This window comes from Actinoalloteichus hymeniacidonis (assembly GCF_014203365.1).
In the GTDB taxonomy this organism is placed as follows: Bacteria; Actinomycetota; Actinomycetes; order Mycobacteriales; family Pseudonocardiaceae; genus Actinoalloteichus_A; species Actinoalloteichus_A hymeniacidonis.
The window spans coordinates 1,294,189-1,307,096 of the sequence record NZ_JACHIS010000001.1; the positions used below are offsets into that span (position 1 = coordinate 1,294,189).

At 67.6% G+C, this 12,908-nt stretch carries 14 protein-coding genes; all 14 read left to right on the forward strand.

Annotation, left to right across the window (positions count from 1 at the left end):
- The first annotated feature begins 498 nt into the window (after window positions 1-498).
- Window positions 499-1,287 carry a DUF3592 domain-containing protein gene (locus BKA25_RS05870; protein WP_157421224.1) on the forward strand — a complete coding sequence of 263 codons (789 nt, stop codon included), beginning with the start codon at window positions 499-501 and terminating at the stop codon, window positions 1,285-1,287.
- A gap of 89 nt (window positions 1,288-1,376) precedes the next feature.
- A complete protein-coding gene (gene era / locus BKA25_RS05875) occupies window positions 1,377-2,285 on the forward strand; it encodes a GTPase Era (RefSeq protein WP_069851505.1) in 909 nt (302 codons plus the stop codon).
- A 50-nt stretch (window positions 2,286-2,335) separates the two neighbouring features.
- Complete coding sequence (locus tag BKA25_RS05880) at window positions 2,336-3,199, forward strand: helix-turn-helix domain-containing protein (RefSeq protein ID WP_084643325.1); 864 nt, start codon at window positions 2,336-2,338, stop codon at window positions 3,197-3,199.
- Window positions 3,200-3,274: 75 nt separating this feature from the next.
- Window positions 3,275-4,138 carry a hypothetical protein gene (locus BKA25_RS05885; protein WP_157421223.1) on the forward strand — a complete coding sequence of 288 codons (864 nt, stop codon included), beginning with the start codon at window positions 3,275-3,277 and terminating at the stop codon, window positions 4,136-4,138.
- 102 nt (window positions 4,139-4,240) lie between these two features.
- Complete coding sequence (recO, locus tag BKA25_RS05890; protein WP_069851503.1) at window positions 4,241-5,014, forward strand: DNA repair protein RecO; 774 nt, start codon at window positions 4,241-4,243, stop codon at window positions 5,012-5,014.
- A 253-nt stretch (window positions 5,015-5,267) separates the two neighbouring features.
- Window positions 5,268-5,630: a GntR family transcriptional regulator gene (locus BKA25_RS05895; RefSeq protein WP_069851501.1), complete on the forward strand. Its 363-nt coding sequence runs from the start codon at window positions 5,268-5,270 to the stop codon at window positions 5,628-5,630.
- Between the two features lie 3 nt (window positions 5,631-5,633).
- Window positions 5,634-6,530 (forward strand): ATP-binding cassette domain-containing protein, encoded by an 897-nt coding sequence (locus BKA25_RS05900; RefSeq protein WP_069851499.1) that lies wholly within the window; start codon window positions 5,634-5,636, stop codon window positions 6,528-6,530.
- A complete protein-coding gene (locus tag BKA25_RS05905) occupies window positions 6,527-7,255 on the forward strand; it encodes a hypothetical protein (protein WP_069851497.1) in 729 nt (242 codons plus the stop codon). Before BKA25_RS05900 ends, BKA25_RS05905 begins: the two co-directional genes overlap by 4 nt.
- 140 nt (window positions 7,256-7,395) lie before the next feature.
- Complete coding sequence (locus tag BKA25_RS27580) at window positions 7,396-8,136, forward strand: hypothetical protein (protein WP_069851495.1); 741 nt, start codon at window positions 7,396-7,398, stop codon at window positions 8,134-8,136.
- Between the two features lie 65 nt (window positions 8,137-8,201).
- On the forward strand, window positions 8,202-9,137 hold the full coding sequence (locus BKA25_RS05915; protein ID WP_069851493.1) for an ABC transporter ATP-binding protein: 936 nt from the start codon (window positions 8,202-8,204) through the stop codon (window positions 9,135-9,137).
- Between the two features lies 1 nt (window position 9,138).
- Entirely contained in the window at window positions 9,139-9,876 is a 738-nt protein-coding gene (locus BKA25_RS05920; RefSeq protein ID WP_069851491.1) for an ABC transporter permease, read from the forward strand.
- A 346-nt stretch (window positions 9,877-10,222) separates the two neighbouring features.
- A complete protein-coding gene (locus BKA25_RS05925) occupies window positions 10,223-11,185 on the forward strand; it encodes an isoprenyl transferase (RefSeq protein WP_084643323.1) in 963 nt (320 codons plus the stop codon).
- Window positions 11,186-11,644 (forward strand): YbjN domain-containing protein, encoded by a 459-nt coding sequence (locus tag BKA25_RS05930; RefSeq protein WP_236750357.1) that lies wholly within the window; start codon window positions 11,186-11,188, stop codon window positions 11,642-11,644.
- A 48-nt stretch (window positions 11,645-11,692) separates the two neighbouring features.
- Complete coding sequence (locus tag BKA25_RS05935) at window positions 11,693-12,829, forward strand: permease (protein WP_084643322.1); 1,137 nt, start codon at window positions 11,693-11,695, stop codon at window positions 12,827-12,829.
- The last annotated feature ends 79 nt before the right edge of the window (window positions 12,830-12,908 follow it).

Sequence of the window (12,908 nt, forward strand, 5' to 3'; positions counted from 1 at the left end):
GACGATGTCGGCTCGTGCTGTCACTCGGGGTTCGAGTGCGTGCCCCGGAGTGTCTCGATGGCTCGGTATGCGCGGCCGCCCGCCCTGTCGGTGGCTGGCGAAACAAGGTGCTTCGGCATCGGTGGAAACCGTGCTCTTCGTGCGATAAATCGTTTACATGGATTGCCGATCTGTCCAGTGGGATTTCTTCCGAATGCTGGCTTATCCTGTCGAATGCCGAAGCGGTGGTAGTCGCATTCCTCGGCCTCGACCACCGGCCGCGTCGGGTCGTCAGCGGGGTCGGAGTCACGGCGGATCCGTGGGCGTCGGCGTGTCGATATCACGATTCGTCGACGAATTCTCCGGACGGAAATGCGGCCTGACCTGCATCGATCCTGCTGTCGTCGGGTTCTCGGTTTTCGGTGACTATCGGCGAGAATCGTCGATGATTTTCCGGTAAGCCTCCCGGTGTTGTGCTGGAGATTTTTCCTTATCGTCCGATCGCCCTACTATATGATCATGGTGACCAGCGAGGTTCGCGCGGCTTCCGCCGTCCGGCCGGTTTCACTCCGTAACGGCATCGTCCTGGTGTTGGCGGTGCTCGGACTCGGCGGTTCCGCCGTAATCGCTTATCAACTGGTGGGTTCCTATACCTGTGCTTCCTCGGAATCGGCTCAGTGCGCTGGTGACACTCTGTTGCTGGATTCCGCGCCCATCACCCTCGGTTTGTTCGCGCTGCTGGTGGTCGTCGGTCTGATCGGCGGTGGCAGGCTCGCCGGGCTCATCCTGCCCGCAGCCTCGATCACTGCAGGCGGGCTGGCCGTGGCGATCTGGCTGTGGTTGCCGATCGGCGAGCAGCATCCCTGGCTCGTCGGACTGGCCGCCGGACTGCTGCTGATCGGCATCGTGCTGATCGGCGGCCGATTGGCTGCCGGGGCACGCGCGCGGCAGCGAACGGCCGACGGCGTCGCGTTGATGCGGATCGGCACCCCGGTGGCGGGGCGGATCTCCTCGGTCCAGGTGACCGACACCGAGATCAGGGGCGCACCACTCGTGTTGATCACTGTGGAGTACGCGGGTCAGGACGGCGCGCTGCGGACGTATGTCAAGGAACGGGCCGTCGACGTGGACCACCTGCCGCGAACCGGCGACCGCACCGTGGTCTGGTACGACCCCGATGCGCCGGAGCGGGTGGAATTCGCGCATTCCTCCGAGCAGGGGCCGCTGGATCAGCTGGTGGAACGGGTGCTGGGTCCGGGTTCGAACGCGCCGTTGCCGGAGGCGCGCGGGCCGCACGGGTCGGCGTAGCGCGGCACCCCGTCGGCCTTACAAGATCGACTGCTGCTCGGACGACGGCTGGACCGAGCCATGCCGGCGGCGCTTGCAACAATGCTGGGATGAGCAGCAGCCTCGCCGAGCACCGTTCCGGCTTCGCTTGTTTCGTCGGCAGGCCTAACGCGGGCAAATCCACCCTGACCAACGCGCTGATCGGGACCAAGGTGGCGATCACCTCGAGCAGGCCGCAGACCACGCGGCATGCCATTCGAGGCATCGTGCACCGACCCGATTCCCAGCTGGTCGTGGTGGACACGCCCGGTCTGCACCGGCCGCGAACGCTGCTCGGCCAGCGGCTCAACGACGTGGTGCGCGAGACCTGGGCCGAGGTCGACGTGGTGGGCTTCTGCGTACCCGCCGATCAGAAGATCGGGCCCGGTGACCGGTTCATCGCCGCCGAGCTGGCCAAGGTCGCCCGGCGTACCCCGGTGTTCGGCGTGGTCACCAAGACCGATCTGGTGCCTGCCGAACGCGTCGCCCAACAGCTGGTGGCCCTCCAGGAGGTGATGGACTTCGCCGAGCTCATCCCGGTCTCGGCCAAGGACGGCTACCAGGTCACGACGCTCACCGACCTGCTGGTCGGCAGGCTGCCGGTGGGCCCGGCGCTGTACCCGGGCGGCGAGCTGACCGACGAGCCGGAGACGACCCTGGTCGCGGAGCTGATCCGAGAGGCCGCGTTGGAGGGCGTGCGCGACGAGCTGCCGCACTCGATCGCGGTCACGGTCGAGGAGATGGTTCCGCGCGAGGGCCGGGACGACATGCTCGATGTGCACGCCGTGATGTACGTCGAGCGCCCCAGCCAGAAATCCATCGTCATCGGCCGTTCCGGCGAGCGCCTCAAGCACGTGGGATCCGAGGCCCGCAGACAGATCGAGGCCCTGCTGGGCACCAAGATCTTCCTGGACCTGCGGGTGAAGGTCGCCAAGGACTGGCAGCGCGACCCCAAGCAGCTGCGCCGGCTGGGCTTCTGATCGCGCCTTCTCCGGTCGGCCCGACCGGAGGCGACCGGCATGATGCGGGCATGTCCGAGCTGTCGTCCGAGCGGGAATCCACCGACGTCCGCTGGCGGGCCGTGCTCGGTAGGCCCGTTCCCGCCCTGCGGTCGCTGGTGTCTACCTACGGCGAGTACCGGGAGAGCGCGCCGCATCCGGTCCTGCGCCGGGAGGTCCCCACTCCGGAGACCCCGCTGATCATCGAACTCGGCGACGGCTTGCTGGTACAGGCGGCCGAGGACGCCGCAGGTCCACGCCGGGCCACCGCGCTGGTCGCCGTCCCCGGGCGCGGCCCGTCGTTGACCAGGAACGAGGGTCGACAGCACAGCGTGCAGATCCGACTGGCGCCGTTGGGTGCCTACCGACTCCTCGGGCCCTTACACGAATCGGCAGGCAGGCTTCGACACCTCGACGAGGTCTGGGGCTCCGCAGGCCGTGATCTCGTCGACCGATTGGCTGCGGCGCAGAGCCCACAACGACGGTTCGCGCTGCTCGACCGGTTGCTTGCCGAGATCGCCGCCGAGGGACCCGAACCGGATCCCGAGGTCGTCCATGCCTTCGAGCGGCTGCGCCGGACTCAGGGCAGGGTGCCGATCAGCGAGCTGGTCGTCGAGACCGGGTGGAGCCGAGGACGCCTTGCGCAGCGCTTCCGTAGCCAACTGGGGCAGACCCCGAAGGCTGTTGCCGCGCTGCTGCGGTTCGACCGGGCGGTGCGGTTGATCAGCGCCCGGCCACCCGCCGCTCTCGCCTCGATAGCTGCCACCTGCGGGTACTACGACCAGGCGCATCTCAACCGGGACTTCGTGGCCTTCGCGGGTTGTTCGCCGACGGCCTGGCGTGATGCGCAATTGCCGGGGCTGCCGGGAATGGGGTCGATGCCTGCGCGGCGGTGACATTCGTCCAAGACGGGTCGTCGAGTCGGTGCCTACCGTCCGTGGGTCGTGATCGAAACCTCGGAGGAGTTCACTGTGGCCGCCAACCGACCCGCCATCCAGCCCGTAGTCGGCGCTGTCGACGACCCCGGTGCGGAGCCCGATGCCAGGGATAGCCCCTCCGAGGGGCCGGGCGGGTGGATCGCGAAACTCGGTGTCGCGTTACGGCGCCGACCATCGCCGCCCTTCGTGCCACAGGATTCGGTGTTCCCCGGCCGGTGGGTCGGCGGTATCGCCTGCATCCTCGGCCCGCTCGCGGTGCTGACGGCCGTGTTGCTGCGGGCACCGTTCCACTTCTTCTTCCCACAGCAACTCGCCGCCTTCGCGGAGCACCGGGGGTTGATGGTCGCCTCGTCGAGTCTCTTCACGGTCGGGATGCTGTTGCTGGTGCCCGCCGTGGTCATGCTGGCGAGCAGCATCGCGGCCACCCATCCCCGCCTTGCGCGGTGGGGCGCGCTGAGCGCGGTGGCCGGTCTGTGTGTCCGACACTTCCACGCCGGTGTCGACCATCTGGCTTTCCGGCTCGTCGACGTGCAGGGACTCGAGGTGGCCCATCAGGCGGTGGCCGACAGTTATGCCGCCGATTACGTGCTCGCCGTCCCGATGCCGCTGATCATGGTCGGCTGGGTGTTGCTGGCGGTCGGTGCCTTCCGGTCCGGCACCTTCGGGCTGACGAGGTCGATCGCTCTCGGTTCGACGGCCGCGCTGATGATCGGTGTGCTCAAGGGCACCAACCTGGTGTCGATCCTCGTGGTCACCGGGCTGTGCGTCGCGCTGGTCCCCTTCGGAATCATGGTGCTGCGCACCGGTTCCCGGCCCACGCCGCGCACCATCGCGGGTTACTCCGGCCTGACGATCCTGGTTCTGCTGGTGCTCTGGTTCCTGGGTACGGCGGGGTAGCGATCCCGAAGCGATCTTCCGGGCGGCCGCATCCGGTACCGCGCCGTGGCGCTGCCGAGGGCGGCGGGATCGGCCGTCGGCGGTGGGTGGCACGATGGCCCGATGGCTCTGTACCGCGATACCGGTGTGGTGCTGCGGGTACAGAAGCTCGGTGAGGCCGACCGGATCATCACCCTGCTGACCCGCAAGCACGGCAAGGTGCGTGCCGTCGGCAAGGGCGTGCGGCGGATGTCCTCCCGGTTCGGTGCTCGGTTGGAGCCCTTCGGCCACGTCGACGTGCAGCTCTACACCGGCCGGACCCTGGACGTGATCACCCAGGTGCAGACGGTGGACGCCTTCGGCGCAGGCCTGGTGTCGGACTATCCGCGGTACACCGCAGGGTGCGCCGTGCTGGAGGCCGCGGATCGGCTCAGCGCCGAGGAAGGCGAGCCGGTCCTTCGGCTCTATCTGCTGTTGGTGGGCGCCTTGCGTGCCTTGGCCGACGGGGTGCGGGATCCGATGCTGGTCATGGATGCCTTCCTGCTGCGGGCGATGACCCAGGCGGGCTGGGCGCCCGCGCTCACCGAGTGCGCCCGCTGCGGGCGCCCCGGGCCGCACCGGGCCTTCAACGTCGCGGCGGGCGGCTCGATATGCGAGACCTGTCGACCCTCGGGATCGGTGCTGCCTGCGCCCGAGACCCTGAGGCTGCTCGACGCGTTGCTGCACGGCGATTGGCCGGTGGCCGAGGCCATCGAGCAGCGGCCGCGCCGCGAGGGCAGCGGGCTGGTGGCCGCGCATCTCCAGTGGCATCTGGAGCGCAGTCTGCGCTCGCTGCCGCTGGTGGATCGGCGTAGCGGCGAGCCCGATGACGCGGCGCAGGCTTCGACGCCTGTCTGACCGGTCTGGCTTGGTCGGGTTCGTTGGTCGACCCCTGAGTTCGTTGGTCGAACTCGGTGAACCAACGAACCACCGGAACCCTCAGCCCGGGTGAAGAACCGACTGAGGCGTTTACGAAAGCAATTTATAACTCGCTGACCTGCGCAGATGTGCCCATCGGGGCCGGGTGTGCGGCGTCGGATGACACTTCCATAGGTTCATGGGTGCTACGGTTCATTACATGAGTAACGAACCAACGGACTAGGGGGCCGCGTTGTTCGACGACCGGAGCCCGATCTATCAGCAGATCGCCGAGCGGATCAAGAACGACATCCTGAGCGGCGAGCTGGCCGAGGACGCGCAGGTCATGTCGACGAACCAGTACGCCGCCTTCTATCGGATCAATCCGGCTACCGCGGCCAAGGGCTTCCACCAACTGATCGAAGAAGGCGTGCTCTACAAGAGGAGGGGAATCGGCATGTTCGTCAGTCAGGGCGCTGCCAAGGCGCTGCGAGGACAGCGGCGGCAGCGGTTCTTCGAGGAGGTCGTCGACGCGATGATCGCCGAGGCGCGAATCATCGGAATCTCCCTGGACGAGGTCGTCCAGCGGATCCAGGACCAGAAGGGCAAGGAGTAACCGATGACGTTGGGTATCGAGGTCACCGGACTGCGCGTCGATTACGGCGACTTCAACGCGCTGCACGACCTGAGCTTCGAGTTGAGCGGCGGGAAGATCCACGGGCTGCTCGGCCGCAACGGATCGGGTAAGAGCACGCTGCTGTCGGTGATCGCGGCGTTCCGCAAGGCCTCCGGCGGGCAGGTCCGGGTCGGCGGCCAGGACCCCTTCGAGAATCCCGAGATCGTGCGGCAGATCTGCTTCATCCGGGAGAGCGGCGACACCGAGGGACACAGCGTCAAGAGCGCCCTGCGATTCGCGGCCGATTTCCGGCCGGAGTGGGATTCGGACTATGCGAGTGCGTTGCTCGACCGCTTCGAGATCCCGCTGAAGAAGTCGGTCGGCGAGCTGTCCAGGGGTAAGAAATCCGCTCTCGGCGTGACGCTGGGACTGGCCTCCCGGGCACCATTGACGATCTTCGACGAGTCCTACCTCGGGATGGACGCGCCCTCCCGGTACGCCTTCTACGAGGAGGTGCTCAACGACTACCTGGAACACCCCAGGACGGTCATCCTCTCGACGCACCTGATCGAGGAGGTCGGTTCGCTCTTCGAGGAGGTCGTCATCATCGACCGAGGCTCGCTCATCCTCCAGGAGGAAAGCGACAACCTGCGGGAACGCGGCGCCACGGTGACCGGACCCGCCGAGGTGGTGGACCGGTTCACGGAGTCGCTCGACGTGCTCAACGAGCAGCGGCTCGGGGGGACGAAGGCGGTCACGGTGTACGGCACGCTCACCTCGGCACAACGCGAGCAGGCGGCGGCAGATCGGCTCGAACTCGGCCCGGTCGGGATCCAGGATCTCTTCGTGCACCTCACCGGGACCACTTCCAAGGCCGAGCAGGGCGGAGGAAAGCGATGAGCACTGCGGTGCGTGACCAGCCGAGACGGGTACTGACCTCCCTGCTGCATGGGACGCGGTGGATGCTCCTGGGCTACTGGCTCATCCTGATCACCGTGACGGTCTTGATCGGCGTCCTGCTGACCGTGACCGGAGCCGAGGACGCGACGACCGCGACCGGCGGGGCCCTCGCCAACCCGCCGAGGTACTTCCTGCTGGCCGTCGGGATCATGCTTCCGACGGTGTTCCTACCCGGCTACATCGTCCACGGTGTGACTCGACGGCACTTCGAGGTCGCCGCAGGGGCCTACGCGGTGATCCTCAGCCTCGGTTTCGGGTTACTGACCTGGGCGGGAGTTCTATTCGGCGGGCTCATCAGGGGAGTGGCCCCGACGGAACTGCTGATATCCGGCGATCACCTGTTCCAGAACCACTATCAGGTGTTGCACGCCCTCGTGGAATTCGGCGCGCTGGGACTGGTGCACCTGTTGGCGGGGGCCGTGATCGGGATGGGCTTCTACCGTTTCGGGGCAATCCGAGGCATGCTGTGGATCCCGCTCGGTCTGCTCCCCGTGGTGATCTGCGAGTACGCCATGGCCACCGGATGGATGAGCACGGTCTTGGAGTCGCTGGACATCGCCCGGCCCGCGATGGTCTTCACGGTGCTCGGCACGGCGGGCTCGATCGCCCTGGCAGCCGCCGGTTGCCACCTGTTGATCCGCGACATTCCGATCCGCACCCCCTGACCCAGACCGCTTGACCGAGACCGCCTGACTCGACCCACGAGATCGACGACCCGACTCCGTCGGGCTCCTCACCAACCCCGGAATCGGGTCTGTGCCGGGTGAACCTGTAGAGAATTCACGCTCCCCGAGAGAGATCAATCATGGTGACCAAGAACAGCTCGATCCTGCCCGCATTGATTCGTTGGCAAGCCCGTACGCAGTTGGTCTGGCAGCTGAATTTCTGGATTCTCGTCGTTGCCTGCATCGTCCTCGTGAGTTTCCTCGTCGGCCTATTCGGCACCCTGGACTCCAGCGTCGCGGACATGGTGATTCCGTATTCCATCAAATATGGTCTTGCCTGTCAGGGAATCGGTCTGATCTACTATTCGTTGCGCTCGGCGGTTGCGACCGGCATCACCCGGCGTGAGTTTCTGACCGTCGCGCAGCTCACCGCCATCGCGCTCTCGCTGTTGCTCGTGATCGGCACGCTGTTGCTGGGCGGGATCGAACAGCTGGTTCACGACGCCATGGGCATCCCGACCGCGCTCAGCGGTGTTCACCTGTACGGATCTCTCGGACAGGTGCACCTGGTGCTGATCGAGTGCCTCGCGATCGGACTGGTGCACATCGCGGCGGGCGCGCTGATCGGCACCATCGCCCTGATCCAGGGCCCGGCCCGCCGTTGGTTCGGCATTCTGCCTGCGATCGGCGTCGTGATCGGTGTCGAATGGGCCCTGGTGCACTTCGGTGGCGGCGGCTCGGCCGAATTCGCCGGGGTCGACCAGTCGGCATTGCTCTGGTTTGTGGGAATCGCCGTAGTCGGTATCGCCTTGCCGTGGCTGGCGGTTCGTCGACTCGTTCGGGATATCGGCATCCCGGGGCCCGAATCGCCGATCGCATAACCGGTTATAGAGAAACTCGAAAATTCCACCTAACATTGATCAATCAACCTGGCTGGGGGTCAGTCGTGTCGGTAATCGAAGTGCGCGACCTACACAAGAGCTATCCGAACCACGTGGCGGTGCAGAACGTCTCCTTCTCGGTGGAACCGGGGGAGATCTTCGGAATCATCGGTCCCAACGGGGCCGGGAAGACCACCACGGTCGAATGCATCGAGGGCCTGCGGACACCCGACGGCGGCAGCATCGAGGTGCTCGGACTGGATCCGCAGCGTGATCGGGTCCGGCTCCGTCACCTGATCGGGGTGCAGCTCCAGGAGAGCGCGCTGCCCGAGAAGGCGACCGCGCGGGAATCGCTCGAGCTGTACAGCTCCTTCTACCGCAATCCGGTCGACTGGCGGCCCATCGCCGAGGACCTCGGACTCACCGACAAACTCAACACGCGGTACGGCAAGTTGTCCGGCGGCCAGAAGCAACGGCTGTCCATCGCGTTATCGCTGGTCGGAAACCCCAAGATCGCCTTCCTCGACGAGCTGACCACCGGGCTCGACCCGCAGGCCCGTCGCGATACCTGGGAGGTCATCGAGAGCGTGCGGCAGCGCGGCGTGACCATCGTGTTGGTCACCCATTTCATGGAGGAGGCCGAACGACTCTGCGACCGACTGGCCCTGATCGACCGAGGACGGGTCGTCGCGGTCGACAGCCCCGGCGGGCTGATCGAGGGGGTGCAGGCCGAACAGCGGATTCGGTTCGAGACCTCCGCGCCGATCGAGGATCGCGTGTTGACCGACCTTCCCGAGGTCACCGGGGTGACACGGCAGGGCTCGCGGCTGCTGGTGACCGGTACCGGAGACCTGCTGCGTGCCCTGACCTCGGCCCTGGCCGCCATCGGTGTGCGACCGGTGGCGCTGCGGGTGGAGCAGGCCAGCCTGGAGGACGCCTTCGTCGCGCTGACCGGACACCGCAGCCAGAACGAGCAGTCCGCGACCGCAGGGAGCAACTGACATGACCGGTTTGACCAGGCTCTTCGTCCATGAGTGGAAGCTCTACGTCCGTGACGCGGGTTCGGCGATCTTCGGCTTCATCTTTCCCCCCGCCCTGCTGGTGATCTTCGGGCTGATCCCGATGTTCGGTGAGCCCGATCCGAACCTGGGCGGGCTGCGATTGTTCGATCTGTACGTCCCGATCATGATCGCCGTCGCCCTGGCCACGGTCGCCATCAACACGCTGCCTGCCGCGATGGCCGCCTATCGGGAGCGCGGCATCCTGCGCAAGCTCTCCACCACCCCGGTCTCGCCGTTGACCCTGTTGGGCGCCCAGCTGCTGGTCAACCTCGCGGTGGGATTGGCATCGATCCTGGTGATGATGCTGTTGGCGCGGCTGGTCTTCGACGTCGCCATGCCCAACCCGGTGGCATTGGCCATCAGCACCGTCGTGCTGGCCCCCGCGCTGTTCGGCATCGGGCTGGTGATCAGTGCGCTCAGCCCGTCCGCCAAGTTCGCCTCGGGCGTGTCCACCATCATCTACTTCCCGATCATGTTCTTCGCCGGGTTGTGGCTGCCCCGCGAGACGATGCCCGACATCCTGCGAACGATCAGCGACCTCACCCCCATCGGCGCCGGGGTGCAGGCATTGCAGAACAGCTTCACGGGTGACTGGCCGAGTCTTGCCTCACTCGGTGTGATGACCGCCTACGCCGTCGTCCTGACCGGCATCGCGGCCAAGACCTTCCGCTGGAACTGACTCCGAAGCGGCGGTGCCCGCTGGGGGTGGTCGCATCGCCGGGCGGAGCCTGCGCAGTGCGTTCGGCCGTGGAGCAGGACTGACGAGGTCGATACCGGGGGACACCCCGCGATCGAGATGGAGCCGCCGACCCGTACTCCGGGTCGGCGGCTACGCGTTTCTCGGCCGTGCGGTCACCGCAGCCGGGCGACCGAGCGGATACCGGTGCCCACCGACCGGCGGCGCCGTGTCGTCGGTCACGCAACGCGACCGACCGGCCGCTGGACGGGCCCGGCGCACCGTCGGGCAGGATGGCCGTGCTTGTCCAGCGTCGCCCGGGGGAGACCATGAGGAGGTCAGTCGTCTGATGCTGCGTCGGTTCCGGAGCGGGAGAGACCAGTACACGCCCCGTCCGCCTGACCCGCACCCGTCCGGGGAACGTCCCCCGGCCATCCCGCCCGCGTTGGTGCCCAACCACGTGGCGCTGGTGATGGATGGCAACGGTCGGTGGGCCAAATCCCGAGGGCTGCCCCGTACCGAGGGCCACAGACGCGGCGAGGAGGTGCTCAGCGATGTGGTGAGCGGCGCCATCGAGCTCGGCGTCAAGTGGCTGTCGGTCTATGTCTTCTCCACGGAGAACTGGAAGCGCAGCCCGGAGGAGGTGCGCTTCCTGATGGGCTACAACCGCGATGTGTTGGCCAAGCGCACCGAGTTCATGGTCGAGCACGGCGTCCGCGTCCGATGGGCGGGCAGGCGTCCCAAGCTGTGGCGCAGCGTCATCGATCAGCTCGAGGACGCAGAGGAGCGCACCAAGGACAACGATCTGCTGACCCTCACGTTGTGCGTCAACTACGGCGGTCGCGCGGAGATCGCCGACGCCACCAAGGAGATCGCACAGCGGGTCGCGGCCGGGGAGATCAACCCGGACAAGATCGACGAGAAGCTGATCGCGAAGTACCTGTACCACCCGGACATGCCCGACGTCGATCTGTTCCTTCGGCCCTCCGGGGAGCTGCGTACCTCGAACTTCCTGGTCTGGCAGTCGGCCTACGCCGAGCTGGTCTTCATGGACACGCTGTTCCCCGACTTCGACCGGTTGGCGTTGTGGCGGGCGTGCGAGGCCTACGCGCAGCGCGATCGCCGCTTCGGCGGCGTGAAGAACCAGCAGGCGGGCCCGACCCCGCCCGCCGATTCCGACGACTACGAGGTGCCGAGCACCGCCGAGTCCGCCGCGCACCCCGCAGGCGAGTCGCCCCAGACCGGTGGCGTGATCGCGACCGATCCCGGACTCGCGGCCGGACTCGAGAAGCAGAACGGAGGCACCAGCTAAGTGAGTGAACCCGAGGCACCGTTGGATGCCAGAGCCAACGAGGCCGCCAACACGGCGGAACTGCTCGCCGCCGCCCGCGAGGCGTTGGAGCGCTACCACGAGGTGCACACCGACGACGACGGAGCACTGACCTTCCGGCATGCCGAGGTGCCCTGCGCGGTGCAGGCCATGCAGCTCGCCGAGGGACTCACCGTGCTGAGCCTGACCTGTGTCGTGGCCTGGGATCTGCCCGACGACGACCAGCTGGCGAAGTCGGCGGCGGAGCGAGCAGGTCAGGGCCTGTTCGGCACCCTCGGCGTGGTGCGCACCGAACGAGGCATGGATGTCACCCTTCGGTACGCCTTTCCCGCTGCGGGGATGGGCCCGACGCCGTTGAGCACCATGCTGATGCTGGTGGTGTCCACCGCATCGCAGTTGCGGACCGAACTGTTGGACGCCGTGGATCCCCGGAGTCGGTGACATCGTCCGTTGGGGCGCCCGACGGGGCGGACGGAGAGGACAGCGGCAATGAGTGGCGGCCAGGAGCCCGCGGCGGCGCCGGAGGCGGGACGCGGGGTCGACTCGGGATCGGCAGGCGGGCCACCGCCCGCGAGCCCCGCGCTCGACGTCGCGGTGGCGGCCGGCCAGGGGGCGGCGGCAGGCGGCGGGCCCGCCACCGCTGCCGGACCAGGCGGCGGTCGGACCTGGCGGGTCACCTCCCTGGAGGTGCTCTGCGTCCTGCTGGTGGCCGCGATGGTCTTCCAGAACCAGCTGGTGAACCTCCTCGACGCGCCCGCCCTGCGTACCGGTGCGACGGTCTTCGTCGCGATCTGTGTGCAGGCGTTGCCGTTCCTGGTGCTCGGCGTGCTGATCAGCGGCTTGATCGCCGCGTTCCTGCCGCCGAGGGTGCTGCGAAGAATGTTGCCGTCCAACGATGCCGCGGCCGTGCCGGTGGCCGGGCTGGCCGGGTTGGCACTGCCCGGCTGCGAGTGTGCGTCGGTGCCGGTGGCCAGGCGGTTGATGCAGCAGGGCGTCGCCCCGGCGGCCGCCCTGGTGTTCCTGCTGGCCGCCCCCGCGATTAACCCGATCGTGTTGGTCTCCACTGCGGTGGCCTTCCCCGGCGAGCCGAGGATGGTGGTGGCCCGGTTCGTGGCGTCCCTGCTGACCGCGATGGTGATGGGCTGGCTGTGGATCGCCTGGGGCCGCACCGAGTGGATCGCCGAACGTGCTTTGCGCAGGCTGCCGGACCGGGCGAACGGTTCGCGGTGGGTGGCCTTCGTCGAGACCGCGCGGCACGACCTCGTGGAGGCGGGCGGCTTCCTCGTCCTGGGCGGGTTGGCCGCCGCCGTGCTCAACGTCGCGGTACCCGCGTCCTGGTTCGAGACCCTCGGCGGTCAGCTCCTGCTCGCCGTGGTGGTGATGGCGGTGGCCGCGGTCGTGCTGGCCCTGTGCAGTGAGGCGGACGCCTTCGTGGTGGCCTCGCTGCCGGGCATTCCGATGCAGGCGCGGTTGGCCTTCCTGGTGGTGGGCCCGGCGGTGGACATCAAGCTGATCGCCATGCAGATGGGCACCTTCGGCCGGGCGTTCGCGCTGCGATTCGCGCCGGTGACCTTCGTGGTGGCGATCCTGGCCGCATCGCTGGTGGGCGCCTTCCTGCTCACCTGACGGCCGGGGCCGGTCTCGTGGGCGAGCCCGGGGTGGACGCTGCCGTGGCCGAGAGCGTCGGGGACACTCGTGCTCGGGA